This is a genomic window from Isoptericola aurantiacus (assembly GCF_044769875.1).
In the GTDB taxonomy this organism is placed as follows: Bacteria; Actinomycetota; Actinomycetes; order Actinomycetales; family Cellulomonadaceae; genus Isoptericola; species Isoptericola aurantiacus.
The window spans coordinates 366,896-383,169 of sequence record NZ_JBJBAE010000001.1 but is presented as its reverse complement, the minus strand read 5'-3'; the positions used below and the strand labels follow the sequence as shown (position 1 = coordinate 383,169).

At 72.6% G+C, this 16,274-nt stretch carries 13 protein-coding genes; 8 read left to right on the top strand and 5 right to left on the bottom strand.

Annotated elements, in window-relative coordinates; all coding sequences use genetic code 11:
• Positions 1-34 precede the first annotated feature (34 nt).
• Together ACIQLL_RS01715 and ACIQLL_RS01710 are read right to left on the bottom strand one after the other, a co-directional pair.
• On the bottom strand, positions 35-1,192 hold the full coding sequence (locus ACIQLL_RS01715; protein WP_402462367.1) for a Gfo/Idh/MocA family protein: 1,158 nt from the start codon (positions 1,190-1,192) through the stop codon (positions 35-37).
• Positions 1,193-1,216: 24 nt separating this feature from the next.
• Positions 1,217-3,184, bottom strand: coding sequence for a DUF6807 family protein (locus ACIQLL_RS01710; RefSeq protein ID WP_402462365.1), 1,968 nt, complete (start codon positions 3,182-3,184; stop codon positions 1,217-1,219).
• A 254-nt stretch (positions 3,185-3,438) separates the two neighbouring features.
• Here ACIQLL_RS01710 and ACIQLL_RS01705 point away from each other — a divergent pair, with 254 nt between their 5' ends.
• The 5 genes from ACIQLL_RS01705 to ACIQLL_RS01685 all read left to right on the top strand — a co-directional run bounded on the left by ACIQLL_RS01705 (position 3,439) and on the right by ACIQLL_RS01685 (position 10,883).
• Entirely contained in the window at positions 3,439-4,362 is a 924-nt protein-coding gene (locus ACIQLL_RS01705; protein WP_402462362.1) for a carbohydrate ABC transporter permease, read from the top strand.
• On the top strand, positions 4,355-5,311 hold the full coding sequence (locus tag ACIQLL_RS01700; protein WP_402462359.1) for a carbohydrate ABC transporter permease: 957 nt from the start codon (positions 4,355-4,357) through the stop codon (positions 5,309-5,311). The genes ACIQLL_RS01705 and ACIQLL_RS01700 overlap by 8 nt, the downstream gene beginning before the upstream one ends.
• Positions 5,312-5,394: 83 nt before the next feature.
• Positions 5,395-6,732, top strand: coding sequence for an ABC transporter substrate-binding protein (locus ACIQLL_RS01695; RefSeq protein ID WP_402462356.1), 1,338 nt, complete (start codon positions 5,395-5,397; stop codon positions 6,730-6,732).
• 170 nt (positions 6,733-6,902) lie between these two features.
• Positions 6,903-8,498, top strand: a complete 1,596-nt coding sequence (locus ACIQLL_RS01690) for a UxaA family hydrolase (RefSeq protein ID WP_402462354.1) — start codon at positions 6,903-6,905, stop codon at positions 8,496-8,498.
• A gap of 117 nt (positions 8,499-8,615) precedes the next feature.
• Positions 8,616-10,883, top strand: coding sequence for an LLM class flavin-dependent oxidoreductase (locus tag ACIQLL_RS01685; protein ID WP_402462351.1), 2,268 nt, complete (start codon positions 8,616-8,618; stop codon positions 10,881-10,883).
• An 83-nt stretch (positions 10,884-10,966) separates the two neighbouring features.
• Here ACIQLL_RS01685 and ACIQLL_RS01680 read toward each other — a convergent pair whose 3' ends face one another.
• On the bottom strand, positions 10,967-11,248 hold the full coding sequence (locus ACIQLL_RS01680; RefSeq protein WP_402462348.1) for a hypothetical protein: 282 nt from the start codon (positions 11,246-11,248) through the stop codon (positions 10,967-10,969).
• 209 nt (positions 11,249-11,457) lie between these two features.
• Here ACIQLL_RS01680 and mgrA point away from each other — a divergent pair, with 209 nt between their 5' ends.
• Genes mgrA through ACIQLL_RS01665 form a run of 3 tightly spaced genes read left to right on the top strand, consistent with a single transcriptional unit; the run spans position 11,458 to position 14,022 of the window.
• Positions 11,458-12,519 (top strand): L-glyceraldehyde 3-phosphate reductase, encoded by a 1,062-nt coding sequence (gene mgrA, locus ACIQLL_RS01675; RefSeq protein WP_402462345.1) that lies wholly within the window; start codon positions 11,458-11,460, stop codon positions 12,517-12,519.
• A 4-nt stretch (positions 12,520-12,523) separates the two neighbouring features.
• On the top strand, positions 12,524-13,396 hold the full coding sequence (locus ACIQLL_RS01670; RefSeq protein WP_402462344.1) for a PfkB family carbohydrate kinase: 873 nt from the start codon (positions 12,524-12,526) through the stop codon (positions 13,394-13,396).
• Positions 13,393-14,022: a nucleoside/nucleotide kinase family protein gene (locus tag ACIQLL_RS01665; RefSeq protein WP_402462341.1), complete on the top strand. Its 630-nt coding sequence runs from the start codon at positions 13,393-13,395 to the stop codon at positions 14,020-14,022. The genes ACIQLL_RS01670 and ACIQLL_RS01665 overlap by 4 nt, the downstream gene beginning before the upstream one ends.
• Before the next feature lie 7 nt (positions 14,023-14,029).
• Here ACIQLL_RS01665 and ACIQLL_RS01660 read toward each other — a convergent pair whose 3' ends face one another.
• Positions 14,030-15,589, bottom strand: a complete 1,560-nt coding sequence (locus tag ACIQLL_RS01660; protein WP_402462339.1) for an MFS transporter — start codon at positions 15,587-15,589, stop codon at positions 14,030-14,032.
• Between the two features lie 94 nt (positions 15,590-15,683).
• Complete coding sequence (locus ACIQLL_RS01655; RefSeq protein ID WP_402462336.1) at positions 15,684-16,157, bottom strand: Lrp/AsnC family transcriptional regulator; 474 nt, start codon at positions 16,155-16,157, stop codon at positions 15,684-15,686.
• Between the last annotated feature and the right edge of the window lie 117 nt (positions 16,158-16,274).

Genomic DNA, 16,274 nt, shown 5'->3' with positions numbered 1-16,274 from the left:
CATCGGTCTACCTCGCGGGGGTCGGGGCGACGGCTCAGACGGTCCAGGGGGCGTGCAGCTCCGTGAACGTCTGCTGGGTCCGCGCCACCTGCTCGCACCACTGCTCGACGTCGTGGATCACCGGACGCCGGGCGTCACCCTCGCCCACCCAGGTCAGGGCGCCGTCCGGCACGGGCCGCGGGTCCGGTCCGGTGCGCACGGCCTCGAGCACGCGCATGAACGCACCCGTGTCGCGCACGTCGCACAGCAGCCGGCGCTCGGGGTCGGGGTCGGAGCGCACCTGGAGCAGGTCCTCGAGCAGCGGGGTGCGCCCGTAGGTCTTGTCCATCGTCACGCGCTCGCTGCGCAGCACCAGCCGGTCGTGCTCGTAGAAGAGCTCGACCTCTCCCGCCGTGCCGAGCACGAGCACCCGGGCCGGCTGCCGCTCGGCGGCGCAGAGCGTCAGGCCGAACCCGTAGCGGGTGCCGTCCGCGGCGGTCACCCGCACGGACGACGTGTCGTCGGACTCGATCGGGTTGGCCCGGTACAGGTCGGTGTCGACCCAGGCGACGTCCTCGGAGCGGGTCGCGCCACCGATCCGCAGCGCCGTGGCCACCGCGTGGGCCAGCGGGTTGGTCACCACACCGTCGACGACGTCGCGGCCGTCCATCCGCCGTCGTCCGGCCCAGGGCGCGCGGCCCCAGTAGGCGGCGTCGCGCACCCAGGTGCCCACGGCGCCGTAGCCGACCACCGTCCCGATCTCCCCGCGGGCGACCAGCTCGGCGGCGGCCGGCACGGCGTGGGAGCCGAACGTCTGGAAGCCCACCTGGCAGAGCCGCCCGGTGCGCTCGGTGACGGCGACCAGCTCGGTGAGCTCCGCCAGCGACGCCGTCGTCGGCTTCTCCAGCAGCACGTCCATGCCCGCCTCCATCGCCGCGCGGGCGAGAGGCAGGTGGGTGGGGATCGGGGTGCTGAGCACGACGACGTCGGGGCGGACGTCGGGGTCGGGCGACGACAGCAGGTCGCCGAGGGTCGGGAACCAGGGTGTCCCGGTGCCGTGGGCGGCGTGCCCGGCGGCGGGCCGGTGCGGGTCGACGACGGCGCACAGCCGCGCACGGGCGTCCTGGGTTCCGCGGGCCAGGTCCAGGGCGTGCTGCACGTGCTTCTCGCCGTGCCCGTGGATGCCGACGACGGCGATGCGAGCGTTGTTCATGGGGTCTCCGGGGTGGGCGGCGGCTCAGCGCAGACCGGTGGCCAGCGCGGCGGCCTCGGTGGCGTCGAGCGGGCGGTCGAGGATCGCGGCGACGACGCCCGTCTCCACCGTGCCACCGGCGGGGATCTGCAGCGGCGTGTCCCAGGCGAGCGCCGGGCAGACGCCCGGGTACTCCTCGGACCGCAGGAACCAGTGCCGGGCGGGGGAGGTCTGGGTGAGCAGCGTCGTCGTCGTGCGCTCGTCGCCGCGGGCGTCGCGGTGGAGCTGGACGAACGCGACCCAGGGGGACGTCGAGCCGTGCGCGACGTCCTGACCCTCGCCGTCGGCGGAGAGCACGCGGGTCGAGGCGGCGATCGGCAGCCGCCAGAACACCCCGCCGTAGCCGGCGCCGGGCCGGCCGTTGGTGGCGGGGGAGCGGACCTCGATCGGGCCGTGCGTGGCGTGCAGGGTGGAGCGCCAGTCCAGCACCCAGCCGTCGTCCAGGAGGCGGGCGCCGATGCGGCGGCGCTCGTCGAGGAGCGGGCCGCCGTGCTCGTCGGTCCATGCCACGGTGTCCAGCAGGACGTTCGGGGACAGCGGGTCGATGGTGGTGTCGACCGAGGTCTGGCGCCCGTGGTTGGGCAGCAGGGTCGGTCCGACGTCGTGGACGAAGGTGCGCCCGCCCCAGAAGCTCGTGCCGTTGACGTCCGCCACGGCCATGCTGACGCCGTAGTGGTGGCGGTGGTCCACCGGGCCGGACTCCGTGAGCGGGACGCCCGCGAGCGAGTGGACCGGGTGGAGGTAGGGCCGGGGGGAGTGGATGGTCGGCAGGGCGTCGCCGCTGTCGTAGCGGGACAGCGCCACGTGGTCGGCCGCGCGTCGCAGCACGGGCACGCCGTGCTCGACCGTCCAGGTCGGGACCTGCTCCGACGCGGGCTCGGTGGGCGCCTCGACCACGGGTGCGGGCGAGGCCGCCTCCGGCGTCCCGGCCTTGACGGTGGTGCGGGGCACGGGCCCGGTGCTCGCGCGTTCTTGGAGTCGGACGCCGAACCGGGTGGTCTCGGCGGCGCCCGCGGCGTTGTCGATCACGGCGTGGAGCTCCCTCCAGGCGTGGCGCCCCAGGTCCTCCTGGGGCACCGCCACGGTGGTCAGGCCCGGGGTGGCGTACCGGGCGAGTTCGATGTCGTCGAAGCCGCACACCGAGATGTCGGTGGGGACCGCGACGCCGGCCTCGTTGAGGGCGGCGAGCAGGCCGAACGACACGAGGTCGTTGAAGGCGACGGCGGCGGTGGTCCGGCTGGCGAGGACGGCGGGTGCCGCGGCGTGCCCGGCCGCGATGTCGGACCCGGTGGGCAGCTCGACGACCTCGAGCTCCGGGTGGCGTGCGCACGACTCGGCGAGGCCGCGACGCCGGGCGGCGTCGGAGACCGAGGCCTGCGGGCCGGCCAGGTAGGCGATGCGGCGGTGGCCCAGGGACACGAGGTGCTCGACGACCTGCAGCATGGCGTCGGTGTAGTCCACCACCAGGCTGGGCGCGCCGCCGGCGACCTCGCGGTTGACGACGACGGCGGGGGTGACGTCGGGCAGCAGCGCGTCGAGGGCCGAGTCCGGCATCCGGGGCGAGACGAGGATGAGCGCGTCGCAGCGGGTCCGCGCCTCGCGGGCGATCGCGGCCTCCGTGGCCGGGTCCTCGGCGGAGTCGGCCACGAGCACGCGGTACCCGTCCTCGCCCGCAGCGGAGGACACCCCGCGCAGGATCTGCTGGAACGCGGGGTTGCCGAGGTCGGGCACCACGAGGGCGACCGTCGTCGTCCGGCCCAGCGAGAGGCTGCGCGCCACGTTGCTGGGCCGGTAGTTGAGCTCGATCGCGGCTTCCTGCACGCGTGCGGAGATGGCGGGGTCGACCGTGCTCCGGCCGTTCATCACCCGGGAAACCGTCGCACGGGAGACGCCGGCCGCTGATGCGACGTCGGCGATCGTCACCGTCGGACGGCGTACTGTCGCGCCGGGCATCTTTGCCTCCGTCCTCGGTCACGCGTGGATCACGCGTGGATCACGTCCTGATCACAACCGGCGCCTGGTGGCTCTCCGGTCCCAGGTGCTGACCGTACACCATGGGAAACCGGTTCCTGCTGTGATACGTTCTGCGACAGCAACCGGTTTCCCGGTTCAGGACACGGAGTCCTGGCGGCCGGCGGTTAGCGATCGACGACGATCGGGAGGACGACGATGGTGTCCATCACGGCGCCGCACGGGGAGGTGCGGCCATGTCTGTGATCCAAGAGGTCGCCAAGACCCGTGGCGCGAGCCGCGAGCTGCGCAAGGGGGACGGCAAGGCTGCCGCGATCTTCCTCGCCCCCTGGTTCCTCGGGCTGATCGTCATCACGGCGTTCCCGCTGCTCGCCTCCCTCTACCTGTCTTTCACCGACTACAGCCTGCTCGAGGCGCCGAGCTGGATCGGGCTGGAGAACTACCAGCAGATGTTCTCCGACCCGCAGTGGATCCAGTCGCTGAAGGTGACGCTGCGGTACGTCTTCGTCTCGGTGCCCCTGCAGCTCGCCGCCGCGCTGCTGCTGGCGATGGTGCTCGACCGGGGCCTGCGCGGCCTGGCCTTCTACCGCTCGGTCTACTACCTGCCGTCCCTGCTCGGCAGCTCGGTGGCCATCGCGCTGCTGTGGCGCCAGGTCTTCGGCGCCGACGGTCTGGTCAACCAGGTCCTGGGCTTCTTCGGTATCCAGGGCTACGGCTGGGTCTCGCACCCCGACTACGCCCTCGACACGCTGATCATCCTCAACGTGTGGACGTTCGGCGCGCCGATGATCATCTTCCTCGCCGGCCTGCGGCAGATCCCGGCGATGTACTACGAGGCGGCCTCCATCGACGGCGCCTCCAAGGTGCGCCAGTTCTTCAACATCACGATCCCGCTGCTGAGCCCGATCATCTTCTTCAACCTGGTGCTCCAGCTCATCGGCGCGTTCCAGACCTTCACCCAGGCCTTCGTCATCTCGAACGGCACGGGCGGGCCCGTCGACTCCACCCTGTTCTACACGCTGTACCTCTACCAGCGCGGGTTCGGCTCCCTCGACATGGGGTACGCCTCGGCGATGGCCTGGGTGCTGCTCCTCATCGTCGCGGGCATGACCGCGGTCAACTTCTTCGCCTCCAAGTACTGGGTCTTCTACGATGACTGACACCCCGGTGCGCCCCGACGCACCCACCGAGAACAGCTCCCGGCACACGGCCGTGCGCGAGCGCCGGTCCCTGACCGAGGTCGCCGCCCAGGTCCCCGACGTCCCGCGCAAGCGGAAGGTGGGGCCGCGGGCCCGCCGTCTGATCAAGCACGTGCTGCTCATCGGGTTCGGCCTGATCATGCTGTACCCGCTGCTGTGGATGCTGGCCAGCTCGTTCAAGCCGAACGACATCATCTTCCGCGAGCCGGGCCTCATCCCGACCGAGCTCGACCTGACCAACTACACGGCCGGGTGGAACGCGCTGCTGCACCCGTTCGGCCACTACCTGATGAACTCGGCGATCGTCGTGCTCGGGTCGGTGCTGGGCAACCTGATCTCCTGCTCCATGGCGGCCTACGCCTTCGCACGGCTGAAGTTCCGGGGCCGGCCGATCTGGTTCGCCATCATGCTGATGTCGATCATGCTGCCGATCCACGTGATCATCGTGCCGCAGTACATCCTGTTCTCCGAACTGCAGTGGATCAACACGTTCCTGCCGCTCATCGTGCCGAAGCTCCTGGCCACGGACGCGTTCTTCATCTTCCTCATGGTGCAGTTCTTCCGCGGGCTGCCCAAGGAGCTGGACGAGGCGGCGCGCCTGGACGGCTGCGGGCACGGGCGGATCTTCCTGCAGATCATGCTGCCGCTGTCCCTGCCGGCGCTCGCCACGACGGCCATCTTCACGTTCATCTGGACCTGGAACGACTTCTTCAGCCAGCTGATCTTCCTGACCGATCCGGAGATGTACACGGTGCCGATCGCGTTGCGGACGTTCATCGACTCCACGAGCTCCAGCTCGTGGGGCCCGCTGTTCGCGATGTCGATCGTCTCCCTCATCCCGATCTTCTTCATCTTCCTCTTCGGCCAGAAGTACCTGGTCAAGGGGATCGCCACGACCGGCATCAAGTAACCGCTCGATCCCAGGGTCCCGACGGTGGGGCCTGCTGCTAGATGACAACGACGACGTTTCGTCACGCACACACAAGGAGAATCATGCGAGCAACGACCACACGCCGCGGACGGTCCCGCGCCACGTTCATCGCGGCCTTCGCCACGGCCGGAGTCCTCGCTCTGGGCGCCTGCTCCGGCGACTCGGGCATCGCCGGGGACGGCGACGACGGCGACGGCGGCAGCGAGAGCGGCGACGTCGAGATCCGCTTCTCGTGGTGGGGCTCGGACGACCGCCACCAGACCACGCAGGACATCATCGCCCTGTTCGAGGAGAAGAACCCCGGCATCACGGTGGTCCCGGACTACACCGACTGGGGCGGCTACTGGGACAAGCTGGCCACCACGGTGGCCGGTGGTGACACCCCCGACGTCATGACCCAGGAGGAGCGGTTCGTCGCCGACTACGCCAACCGTGGCGTGCTCGCCGACCTGGAGTCGCTCGACATCGACACCTCCGAGATCCCCGAGTCCATCGTCGACTCGGGCCGGGTGGACGGCGAGCTCTACGGCCTGGCCACCGGTGTGAACGCCTACGCCATGGTCGCCGACCCGCAGATCTTCGACGAGGCCGGCGTCGAGATGCCGGACGACACGACCTGGACCTGGGAGGACTTCGTCAAGGTCTCCTCGGAGCTCTCCGAGGCCGCCGGTGACGGCGTCTGGGGCACCCAGGACATCGGCTTCAACGAGGCCGGGCTCAGCATCCTCGCCCGTCAGAAGGGCCAGGCGCTCTACAACGAGGACGGCTCGCTCGGCGTCGACAAGGAGACCGTCGCGCAGTTCTTCCAGCTCGGGCTGGACCTGCAGGAGTCCGGCGGCACGCCGGACGCGTCGCGCACCATCGAGTTCCAGAACGCCGGCCCGGAGGGCTCGCTCCTCGGCACGAACTCCGGCGGTATGGGCATCTGGTGGTCCAACCAGCTCGGCGCCCTGAGCGACTCCTCGGGTCACGAGCTCGAGCTGCTGCGGGTCCCGGGCGAGACCGAGTACGAGCGCACCGGCATGTACTTCAAGCCGGCCATGTACTACTCCGTCTCGGCCACCACCGAGCACCCGGAGGAGTCGGCCAAGTTCGTCGACTTCCTGCTCAACGACCCGGAGGTCGCGGAGATGCAGCTCACCGACCGTGGTCTGCCGTCCAACCTGACCGTCCGCGAGTCCATCGCCGACCAGCTCGCCGACGCCGACGCCCGCGTGGCGGAGTTCATGGAGGACCTCGAGGACGAGATCGTGGACGGCCCGGCCGTCCCGCCGAACGGTGCCGGTGACGTCCAGGACATCATGATCAACCTCAACTCCGAGGTGCTGTTCGGCTCCATGACGCCGGACGAGGCCGCTGACGCCTTCCTCACGCAGGTCGCCGACGCGACCTCCGAGTGAGCCACCTCGGCCACGAGCTGATGCCTCAGCTCACCTGACCCTGACGGTGCGGGGCCGCCGACCGGAACCTCCGGCGGCCCCGCACCCGACGGACCCGCCCCCGGGAACGGGGGTGGACCACCGCCCCGCCGCCGGCGGGGCGCAGCCATGTGCGAGGACGGTATGACCCGATGAGCGACCTGCTGGTGCTGCGCGACGGAGACGACGTCGCGGTGGCGACCCGTGACCTGACCCCCGGCGACCGGGCCGTCGCGCCCGACGGGAGTGCCGTCGTCGTGCACGGCGACGTCCCGCGGGGGCACAAGCTGGCGTTGCACGCCGTGGCCGCCGGGGACCCGGTGCGCAAGTACGGGCAGACCATCGGCGTCGCCACCGTGGACATCGCCGTGGGCGACCACGTGCACGCCCACAACCTCGGGTTCGACCCGGGGGAGCGGGAGGCCCCGCTGGGCGGCGAGCACACGGAGCTCGCGGTGCCCGACGGCCCGCGCCCCACGTTCCGCGGCTACCGGCGCGCCGACGGCCGGGTCGGCACCCGCAACTACGTGGCGATCCTGACCAGCGTGAACTGCTCGGCGTCGACGGCGAAGATGATCGCCGACCGGTTCCCCCCGTCCGAGCTGGACGCGTTCGAGAACGTCGACGGCGTCATCGCGTTGACGCACACCTCCGGTTGCGGCCTGGTCCCCGACTCCGAGGGCGGCCAGGTGCTGCTGCGGACCCTGCGCGGGTACGCCGCGCACCCGAACGTCGCGGCGGTGCTCGTGCTGGGTCTGGGCTGCGAGATGGTGCCCGGGTCCGCGCTGGCAGCGCGCTCGGGGACGGTCGCCGACCTCGGGATGCCGGGGATCGGCGCCCCCGACCCGGCCGAGAGCTCGGGGCTGCTCGCCGGCATCCCCGAGGACACCCTGGTCCGCTCGATGACGATCCAGGAGACCGGCGGCATCCGTGCCACCGTGCGCGCCGGTGTCGAGGAGATCCGCGCGATGCTGCCCGCGGTGAACGCTCGGCAGCGCACCGAGTGCGACGTGTCCGAGCTGGTGCTGGGCCTGAACTGCGGCGGGTCCGACGGCTACTCCGGCATCACCGCGAACCCGGCGCTCGGCTGGGCGTCGGACCGGATCGTGGCCTACGGGGGCACGTCGGTGCTCGCGGAGACCCCCGAGGTGTACGGCGCCGAGCATCTGCTGACCGCGCGTGCGACGCGGCCGGAGGTCGCCAAGAAGCTCCTCGACCAGCTCGAGTGGTGGCGCTCCTACATGGCCGCCGGGCAGGGCACGCTCGACAACAACCCCTCGCCGGGCAACAAGGCCGGCGGGCTGACGACCATCCTCGAGAAGTCGCTCGGCGCGGTGGCCAAGGGCGGGCAGGCGGACCTGACCGCGGTGTACGACTACGCCGAGGCGATCACCGACCGCGGGTTCACGTTCATGGACACCCCCGGCTACGACCCCGTCTCGGTGACGGGCATCGTGGCCGGCGGCGCGAACGTCGTCGTGTTCACCACGGGCCGTGGGTCGGTGTTCGGCTGCCGCCCGACGCCGTCGATCAAGGTCGCCACGAACACCCCGATGTACGAGCGCATGAGCGAGGACATGGACCTGAACGCCGGGCGCATCGTGGACGGCATCGCGTCCCTCGAGGAGGTCGGCGCGGAGCTGCTCGCCATGATCCTGGCCGTCGCCTCCGGCGAGCAGACCGTCTCCGAGGAGCTCGGCATCGGCGCGGAGGAGTTCATCCCCTGGCACCTCGGCGCCGTCACCTGACTCCCCCGTTGTGGGTGGACGACACGCCGCCATGCCCCGAGAGCTAGCGGCGCGTCGTGCACCCACAGCGCTGGGGGTGTGCGGAATGGTTCGGTCGTCCTCCGAGTTGGCCCCACCATGACGGACTACGGCCACGACCTGGTCTTCGGCGCGTTCCTCACGCCGTCGAACCGCGACCCGCACGAGCCGGTGCGGCTGGCACAAGCGGCCGAGACCGCCGGACTGGACCTGGTCACGTTCCAGGACCACCCGTACCAGCCGGGGTTCCTCGACACCTGGACACTCATCTCCTACGCGGCGGCCGTCACCGAGACGATCCACCTGGCCGGCAACGTGCTGAACCTGCCGCTGCGCCAGCCCGCGGTGCTCGCGCGCTCCGTGGCCAGCCTCGACCTGCTCAGCGGCGGACGCATCGACCTCGGGCTCGGCGCCGGCGGGTTCTGGGACGCCATCGAGTCGATGGGCGGCACCCGCCTCACCCCCGGGCAGTCCGTCGAGGCGTTGTCCGAGGCGATCGAGATCATCCGTGGCATCTGGGCCGCCGGCGAGCGCCGCGCGCTGCGCACCGAGGGTGAGCACCACCGGGTCACCGGTGCCAAGCGGGGCCCCGCGCCGGCCCACGACGTGCCGATCTGGCTGGGCGCCTACAAGCCCCGCCTGCTGCGGCTCGTCGCCCGGAAGGCCGACGGCTGGCTGCCCTCGCTGGCCTATCTGAAGGACGGCGACCTGGCCCGCGGCAACGCGGTGATCGACGAGGCGGCCGAGGAGGCCGGGCGGCACCCGGCGGAGATCCGGCGGCTGCTGAACATCCAGGGGTCCGTCGTCGCGGACCGCCGGGGCTTCCTGCAGGGCCCCGTGGACCAGTGGGTCGAGGAGCTGGCCGCGCTGGCCCTGGACGACGGCGTCGGGTCCTTCATCGCGGCGACCGACGACCCGCAGCTGCTCGCCGTCCTGGGTGGGGAGATCGCCCCGGCCGTCCGGGAGCTCGTGGCGCGCGAGCGCGCCACGGCCGGGACGGCACCCGCGGCGACCCGCCGAGGACGGGCCGCGATCGAGCTGCGCCGCGAGGGCATCGCGTACGACTCGGTGCCCGCCGCGTTGGCGAGCACCGCCGTCGAACCCGGCGACCGCGCCTACGACACCGTGCGCCACAACTATCTGCGCTCCGGGGCACCGGGCCTGGTGCTGCGGCCGCGCAGCACCGCCGAGGTGGCCGACGCCGTCGGCTGGGCGCGCTCGCAGGACGTCCCGCTGGGCGTCCGCTCGGGCGGGCACGGCATCAGCGGCCGCTCCACGAACGACGGCGGGATCGTCATCGACCTCGGCGCGCTCGACGGGATCGAGGTCGTCGACGAGGCGACGCGGCGGGTGCGGCTCGGCGCCGGTGCTACGTGGGGGCAGGTCGCCGAGGCCCTCGCACCCCGGGGCTGGGCCATCAGCTCCGGTGACTACGGCGGGGTCGGGGTCGGCGGGCTCGCCACCGCGGGCGGGGTCGGGTTCCTCGGGCGGACCTACGGCCTGACGATCGACCACGTCGTCGCCGCGGAGGTCGTCACGGCCGACGGCCGCGTCGCCCACGCCTCGACCGAGGAGAACCCCGACCTGTTCTGGGGGCTGCGCGGCGCCGGCGGCAACCTCGGCGTGGTCACCTGGGTGGAGATCGAGGCCATGGCGCTGGAGAACGTGGTCTTCTCCCAGATGGCGCTGGACGCCACCGACACTGCCGGTCTGCTGGAACGGTGGGGCGCCGCCGTCGAGTCCGCCCCGCGCGAGCTGACGAGCTTTCTCATCCTGTCGCCGGCGCGCCGCGGGCAGGGTCCGGTGGCCCAGCTCATGACCGTCTACGCCGGGCACGACACCGACGCCGCCGTCGAGCAGCTCGAACGGCTGGCCGACGCCGGGCCGCTGCTCGGGCACCAGGCGTACCTGCTGCCGTACTCCGGCGTCGTGCAGGCGGGGGACAAGCACCACTCCGGCGGAGGAGACCCGGCGGTCCGGTCGGGACTGGTGACACACCTGGACACGGCGACCAGCCGGGCTTTCGAGCGGCTCGCGCACTCGGGCGACGCCTACTTCCTGCAGGTCCGGGCCACCGGCGGGGCCGCCCACGACGTGCCCGACGACGCGACGGCGTACGCGCACCGGCGGCAGAACTTCCTGCTGTCGGCGATGTCGTCCAGCCAGGAGCGGATCGACGCGGCCTGGGACGAGGTGATGGCGCCGCACACGGAGGGGCTCTACCTCTCCTTCGACACGGACACCCGGTCCGAGCGACTGACCGAGGCCTTCCCGGAGCCCACGTTGTCGCGGCTGCGCGAGGTCAAGGCCGAGTGGGACCCGGACAACCTGTTCCGGGCGAACTTCCCGATCCCGCCGGCCTTCTGACCTGCTCCGCTGTGGGTGCACGACACGCCGTCATGCCCGTCGAACTAGCGGCGCGTCGTACACCCACAGCTTGCCGACGGGGGTCAGGGGCCGACGGCTCCGATCACCACGGAGAACAGCACGGAGGCGAGCGCGGCGAGCCCGAGCAGCGCGCCGATCAACCCCCGCCACATCCCGGGCCGCCCGTCGCGGTCGGCGACGTGGCTGCCCAGCGACCCCAGGCCCAGCGCCGCGAGCCCGAGCGGCGCCGCGACCCAGTCGCCGATCACCGGGACCAGCGCGCAGACCAGCGCCGCGAAGCCCAGGGCGAGCGCCCACTCCACCGACCTCGGTGCACCCCGGCGAGCCCCGCCGTCGTCGTCCATCTCGCCGCCCGTCCGCCGTGATCCCCGGCCCGTTCTGCCCGCTATGTCGATCCCGGCCCCCCAGAATCGTACGTCGGCTCGCCGGCGAGCCGGAGCCGGGCCGCGTCGGCGGGCCGCTCGTCCACGGGGCCGTCGGGGGGACGCCACACCGTGCACCCGTCGGCCGCCGTGCCAGGGTCGAGGCTCCTCCTGCGTGCCAGGATGGCGGCATGCCCCTCGCACCGCGCTATCTCGCCGCCGAGACCCGCTACGACTCGATGACCTACCGCCGCACCGGCCGGTCCGGACTGGACCTGCCCGCCCTGTCGCTGGGCCTGTGGCACAACTTCGGCCACGTGAACCCGCTGGAGACGCAGCGCGCCATCCTGTGCCGTGCGTTCGACCTGGGGGTCACCCACTTCGACCTGGCCAACAACTACGGCCCGCCCTACGGCTCGGCGGAGGAGAACTTCGGCCGCCACCTCGCGCGGGACCTGGCGCCCTACCGCGACGAGCTGGTGATCTCCACCAAGGCCGGGTACAACATGTGGCCCGGCCCCTACGGCGACCACGGTTCGCGCAAGTACCTGACGGCGTCGCTCGACCAGTCGCTGGAGCGCATGGGGCTGGACTACGTCGACATCTTCTACCACCACCGTCCCGACCCCTCCACGCCGCTCGAGGAGACCATGGGGGCGCTCGCCTCGGCGGTGCAGCAGGGCAAGGCGCTGTACGTCGGCGTCTCCAACTACTCGCCGGCGCGTACGCGCGACGCCGCGCGCCTCCTGGCGGACCTCGGCACGCCGATGCTCATCCACCAGCCCAGCTACTCGATGTTCAACCGGCACATCGAGGATCCGCACCGCGAGGACCCGTACGACGGTCGGCAGAGCGAGTCGTTGCTCGACGCCGTGGAGGACCTGGGCGTGGGCACCATCGTGTTCTCCCCGCTGCAGCAGGGTCTGCTCACCGGCCGGTACCTGTCCGGCGAGGCGCCGGCCGGCTCGCGCGCGGCGCGCAGCGACTCGCCGTTCCTGTCGAGCGACGCCCTGAGCAGCACCTACCTGGAGCGGGCGCGGGCGCTGCACGAGATCGCCGCCGGGCGCGGTCAGAGCCTCGCCCAGCTCGCCCTGTCCTGGGTGCTGCGCGACCCGCGCATCACCTCCGCGCTGATCGGCGCCTCGTCGGTGCGCCAGCTCGAGGACAACCTCGGGGCGCTCGCCGCCGGCCCGCTCACCGAGGAGGAGATCGCCGCGATCGAACCGTACGCCGTCGACGGCACGGGGCGGTGAACAGGTGCGGACCTGCTGGTTCGTCGGGCTGACCACGCTCGACGTCGTGCACCGCGCCGCCGGGCGCCCGGGCCGGGACGAGAAGGTCACGGCCTCCCGTCAGGACGTCGCCGCGGGCGGCCCGGCCGCCAACGCGGCGGTGACCGCCGCCGCCCTGGGGGCCCGGGCCGTGCTCGTCACCGCCCTCGGCGGCAGCCCCGTCGCGCAGGCCGCCCGCGCCGACCTGGAGGCCTGCGGGGTCGAGGTGCACGACGTCGTCGCCGGCGAGGACTTCCCGCTCGCGGTCTCGGCGGTGCTGGTCGACGACGCGAGCGGTGAGCGGTCCGTCGTCTCGGCCGACGCCGCGCTGGCCGACGCACCGGCACCGACGGCGCTCGGCGCGCTGCCCGCGCCCGACGTCGTCCTGTTCGACGGGCACCACCCCGCGATCGCGCGAGCCGCCGTCGGGCACCTGCCCGACCTGCCTGGCCGGCCGCAGGTGCTGCTCGACGCCGGTCGCTGGCGGCCGCTGTTCGCCGAGCTGCTGCCCGTCGCGGACGTCGCGGCGGTCTCCGCCCGGTTCACGGTGCCCGGGTACGACGACGTCACCACCGGGGCGCACACCCGCGGCGCACGCGGTGTGGTGGTCACCCACGGCGGCGGGCCGGTCGAGTGGTCCGGTCCCGACGGCGTCGGCACCGTGGACGTGCCGGCGGTCGAGGCGCGCGACACCCTCGGTGCCGGCGACGCCTTCCACGGGGCGCTCGCCGTCGCGCTGGCCGACGGTGCCGCGCTGCCCGCCGCGTGCGCGGCCGGGATCGAGGTCGCTGCGATGCGCGTGGCACACGTCGGGCCACGCGAGTGGCTCGCCGCGGTGCGCGCTGAGGCCCGCCGGTGACGGGGACGACGGCGGAGCTCGTCGAGCGGGCGCGGGCGCTCGCGGTCGCGGGAGAGCGGGCGATCCTCGGGATCGTCGGCGCGCCGGGATCCGGGAAGTCGACCCTCGCGGCGGCGCTGGCCGAGGCGCTCGGACCGGACCTCGCCGTCGTCGTCGGTATGGACGGCTTCCACCTGTCGGACGCGGTGCTCGCAGCGCACGGGGCCCGGGACCGCAAGGGTGCGATCGACACGTTCGACGACGCCGGGTACGCGGCGCTGATCGGCCGGCTCGCGGACGCCCGGCCCGGTGACCCGCCGGTCTACGCCCCGGCGTTCCGGCGTGAGATCGAGGAGCCGGTCGCGGCCGGCGTCGAGGCACCCTCCCACGTACCCCTGGTGATCACCGAGGGGAACTACGTGCTCCAGCCGTCCGGTGCCTGGCCGACCGCCCGGGCCCGGATGGCGGAGGTCTGGTACGTCGAGGTGCCCGACGACGTCCGGCTCGCCCGGCTGGAGGCCCGGCACCGGGCGTTCGGCAAGAGCCCGCGCGAGGCGGCCCGCTGGGCACGCGGCTCGGACCAGGTCAACGCGGAGCTCGTCGCCGCGACACGCGCCGCGGCCGACCTGGTGGTCGAGACCGGCTGATCGGCCGTCAGGTGCGGTCGCCCCCGGTCGGGACCTCCGCCACCTCCCGCGGGCGCCGCCCCAGGGTCAGAGTGGCCCCGAGCCCGAGAAGCAGGAACCCGCCGGCCGCCCAGGCGGAGTAGCGCGTGCCCTGCGTCAGGGCCGCACGGGCGTCGTCGGCGACCGAGGCGGTGGACGGATCCTGCTCCAGGCCGGCGATGGCGCCGCCGGCGCTGTCCACCACCGCCGACACCGTCGCGGTCCGCTGGGCCTCGGGGACGCCCTGGTCCGTGAGGCGGGCGTCGAGGTCCGCCGCGGTGGTCATGAACAGGACGGTCCCGAGGATCGCGATGCCCAGCGCGGATCCCACCTGGCGGGCGGTGCTCTGGGTCCCCGAGGCGGCGCCGGAGACCTGCACCGGTACGTCGGCGAGCACGACGCCCGTGAGCTGGGCCGTGGCGAGGCCGACGCCGAAGCCGTATACGACCAGGAACGGCACCAACGAGACCCACGTCGCCTCGGGCCGTATCACCGCCCCGAGGCCGACGACGCCGACGACCTCTGCCGCGATACCCAGGCGCACGATCGGTACGGGGCCGAAACGGACGGTGAGCGGCTGCGCAGCTCCGCTGGCGAGGAAGGACCCGCCCGCGAGCGCGACCAGGATCCAGCCGGTGGCCAGGGCGTCGTAGCCGAGGACGTTCTGCAGCCAGATCGGCAGCGACAGCAGGATGCCGAACTCGCCGAGGGAGACCACGAGGGCGGCGAGGTTGCCGTTGCGGAAGGAGGCGATCGTGAACAGGTCGAGGGGGACGAGGGTGGGCCGGCCCTGCCGGGTGCGGCGCAGCCCTCGCCGGACGAACAGCGCTCCGGCGACGACGCCGAGTCCGAGTGCGACCGGTACCGGCGACAGGTCCCACGGCCACCACGTGGTGGCGTCGTCCAGGGTGGTCCACCAGCCGAGCGACCGGCCCTCGATGAGACCGAAGACGATCCCGCCGAACGTCACCACGGACAGCAGGGCCGCCACGAGGTCGGTGCCGCGCCGTTCCTCGGCGCGGGACTCGGTCACCACGAGCACGGTGGCGACCAGGATGAGGACTCCCAGCGGGATGTTGATGCCGAAGGCCCAGCGCCACGAGTAGTCGGTGGTGAGCCAGCCGCCCAGCAGCGGACCGACGGCGGCCATGCCGCCGATGGTCGAACCCCACACGGCGAAGGCGATGCCGCGTTCGCGTCCGCGGAAGGTCGCGTTGATGATCGACAGCGTCGTGGGGAGGATCATCGCGCCTCCCAGCCCCTGGACGAGCCGGGCACCGATGAGCACGGTCCCGTCCGGGGCGGTCGCCGCCAGCAGCGACGACGCGGCGAAGATCGCGACGCCGGCCAGCATCGTGCGCCGTCGGCCCCAGCGGTCGGCGAGGACACCGAACACCAGCAGCAGGGAGGCGAAGACGAGCGTGTAGGACTCCTGGACCCACTGCACCTGGGTGGAGTCGATCCCCAGGTCGGCGACGATCGAGGGGATCGCGACGTTCACGATCGTCGAGTCGACGATGATGAGCGAGACAGCCACTGAGACCGTCACCAGTGCGAGCCATCGACGGCGGTCCGGCACGGGGCCTCCTCCCGTTACACAGCATACTGAGCAACGGACAATATAGCCCCTCGATCGCCTCGGGCTACAGTCCGCGGCGCAACTTCTCGACCAGCGGCGTGATGCGGTAGGGCACCAGCTCTCCCATCGACAGCGCGGTCTCGGTGCGCTGCACCCCGCCGATGCGCAGGATCGCGGCGTCGATGCGGAACAGGTGGTCGGTGTCCCGGCACACGACGTGCACGCGCAGGTCGGCCTGGCCGCTGTGCCCGTAGGCCTGGACGACCTCGGGGATCCGGGCGAGCTCCTCCACGATCCGGCTGAGCTCCTGCTGGTGCACGGTGACCTCGATGAAGGCCGTGAGCGGGTGCCCGAGGACGGCCGGGTCGATGCAGCGGTCGAACTCGCGGAAGGCCCCGGCGTCGTCGAGCCGGGTGAGCCGGGCGGCCACGGTGTTGCGCGAGATGCCGAGCCGCTGGGCGAGGGCCACCGTGGTGGCGCGCGGGTCCTGCGTGAGGGCCCTCAGCAGTGCGAGGTCCACGGCGTCGATGCTGTGCACGCTGCCAGCCTAACCGGGCGACGTCGGGATTCCTCACGCTTCCGGCCGCCGATGCGTGAGGAAGCCCGACGTCGGCTCCGTTGCGCACAGTGCTCGATCGAGAGGAATGCGACCAAG

Coding starts and splice junctions, on each gene's coding strand:
- ACIQLL_RS01690 (WP_402462354.1), top strand. CDS start 6,903: ATGAGCGACCTGCTGGTGCTGCGCGACGGAGACGACGTCGCGGTGGCG.
- ACIQLL_RS01710 (WP_402462365.1), bottom strand. CDS start 3,184: ATGCCCGGCGCGACAGTACGCCGTCCGACGGTGACGATCGCCGACGTC.
- ACIQLL_RS01695 (WP_402462356.1), top strand. CDS start 5,395: ATGCGAGCAACGACCACACGCCGCGGACGGTCCCGCGCCACGTTCATC.
- mgrA (WP_402462345.1), top strand. CDS start 11,458: ATGCCCCTCGCACCGCGCTATCTCGCCGCCGAGACCCGCTACGACTCG.
- ACIQLL_RS01680 (WP_402462348.1), bottom strand. CDS start 11,248: ATGGACGACGACGGCGGGGCTCGCCGGGGTGCACCGAGGTCGGTGGAG.
- ACIQLL_RS01715 (WP_402462367.1), bottom strand. CDS start 1,192: ATGAACAACGCTCGCATCGCCGTCGTCGGCATCCACGGGCACGGCGAG.
- ACIQLL_RS01685 (WP_402462351.1), top strand. CDS start 8,616: ATGACGGACTACGGCCACGACCTGGTCTTCGGCGCGTTCCTCACGCCG.
- ACIQLL_RS01700 (WP_402462359.1), top strand. CDS start 4,355: ATGACTGACACCCCGGTGCGCCCCGACGCACCCACCGAGAACAGCTCC.
- ACIQLL_RS01705 (WP_402462362.1), top strand. CDS start 3,439: ATGTCTGTGATCCAAGAGGTCGCCAAGACCCGTGGCGCGAGCCGCGAG.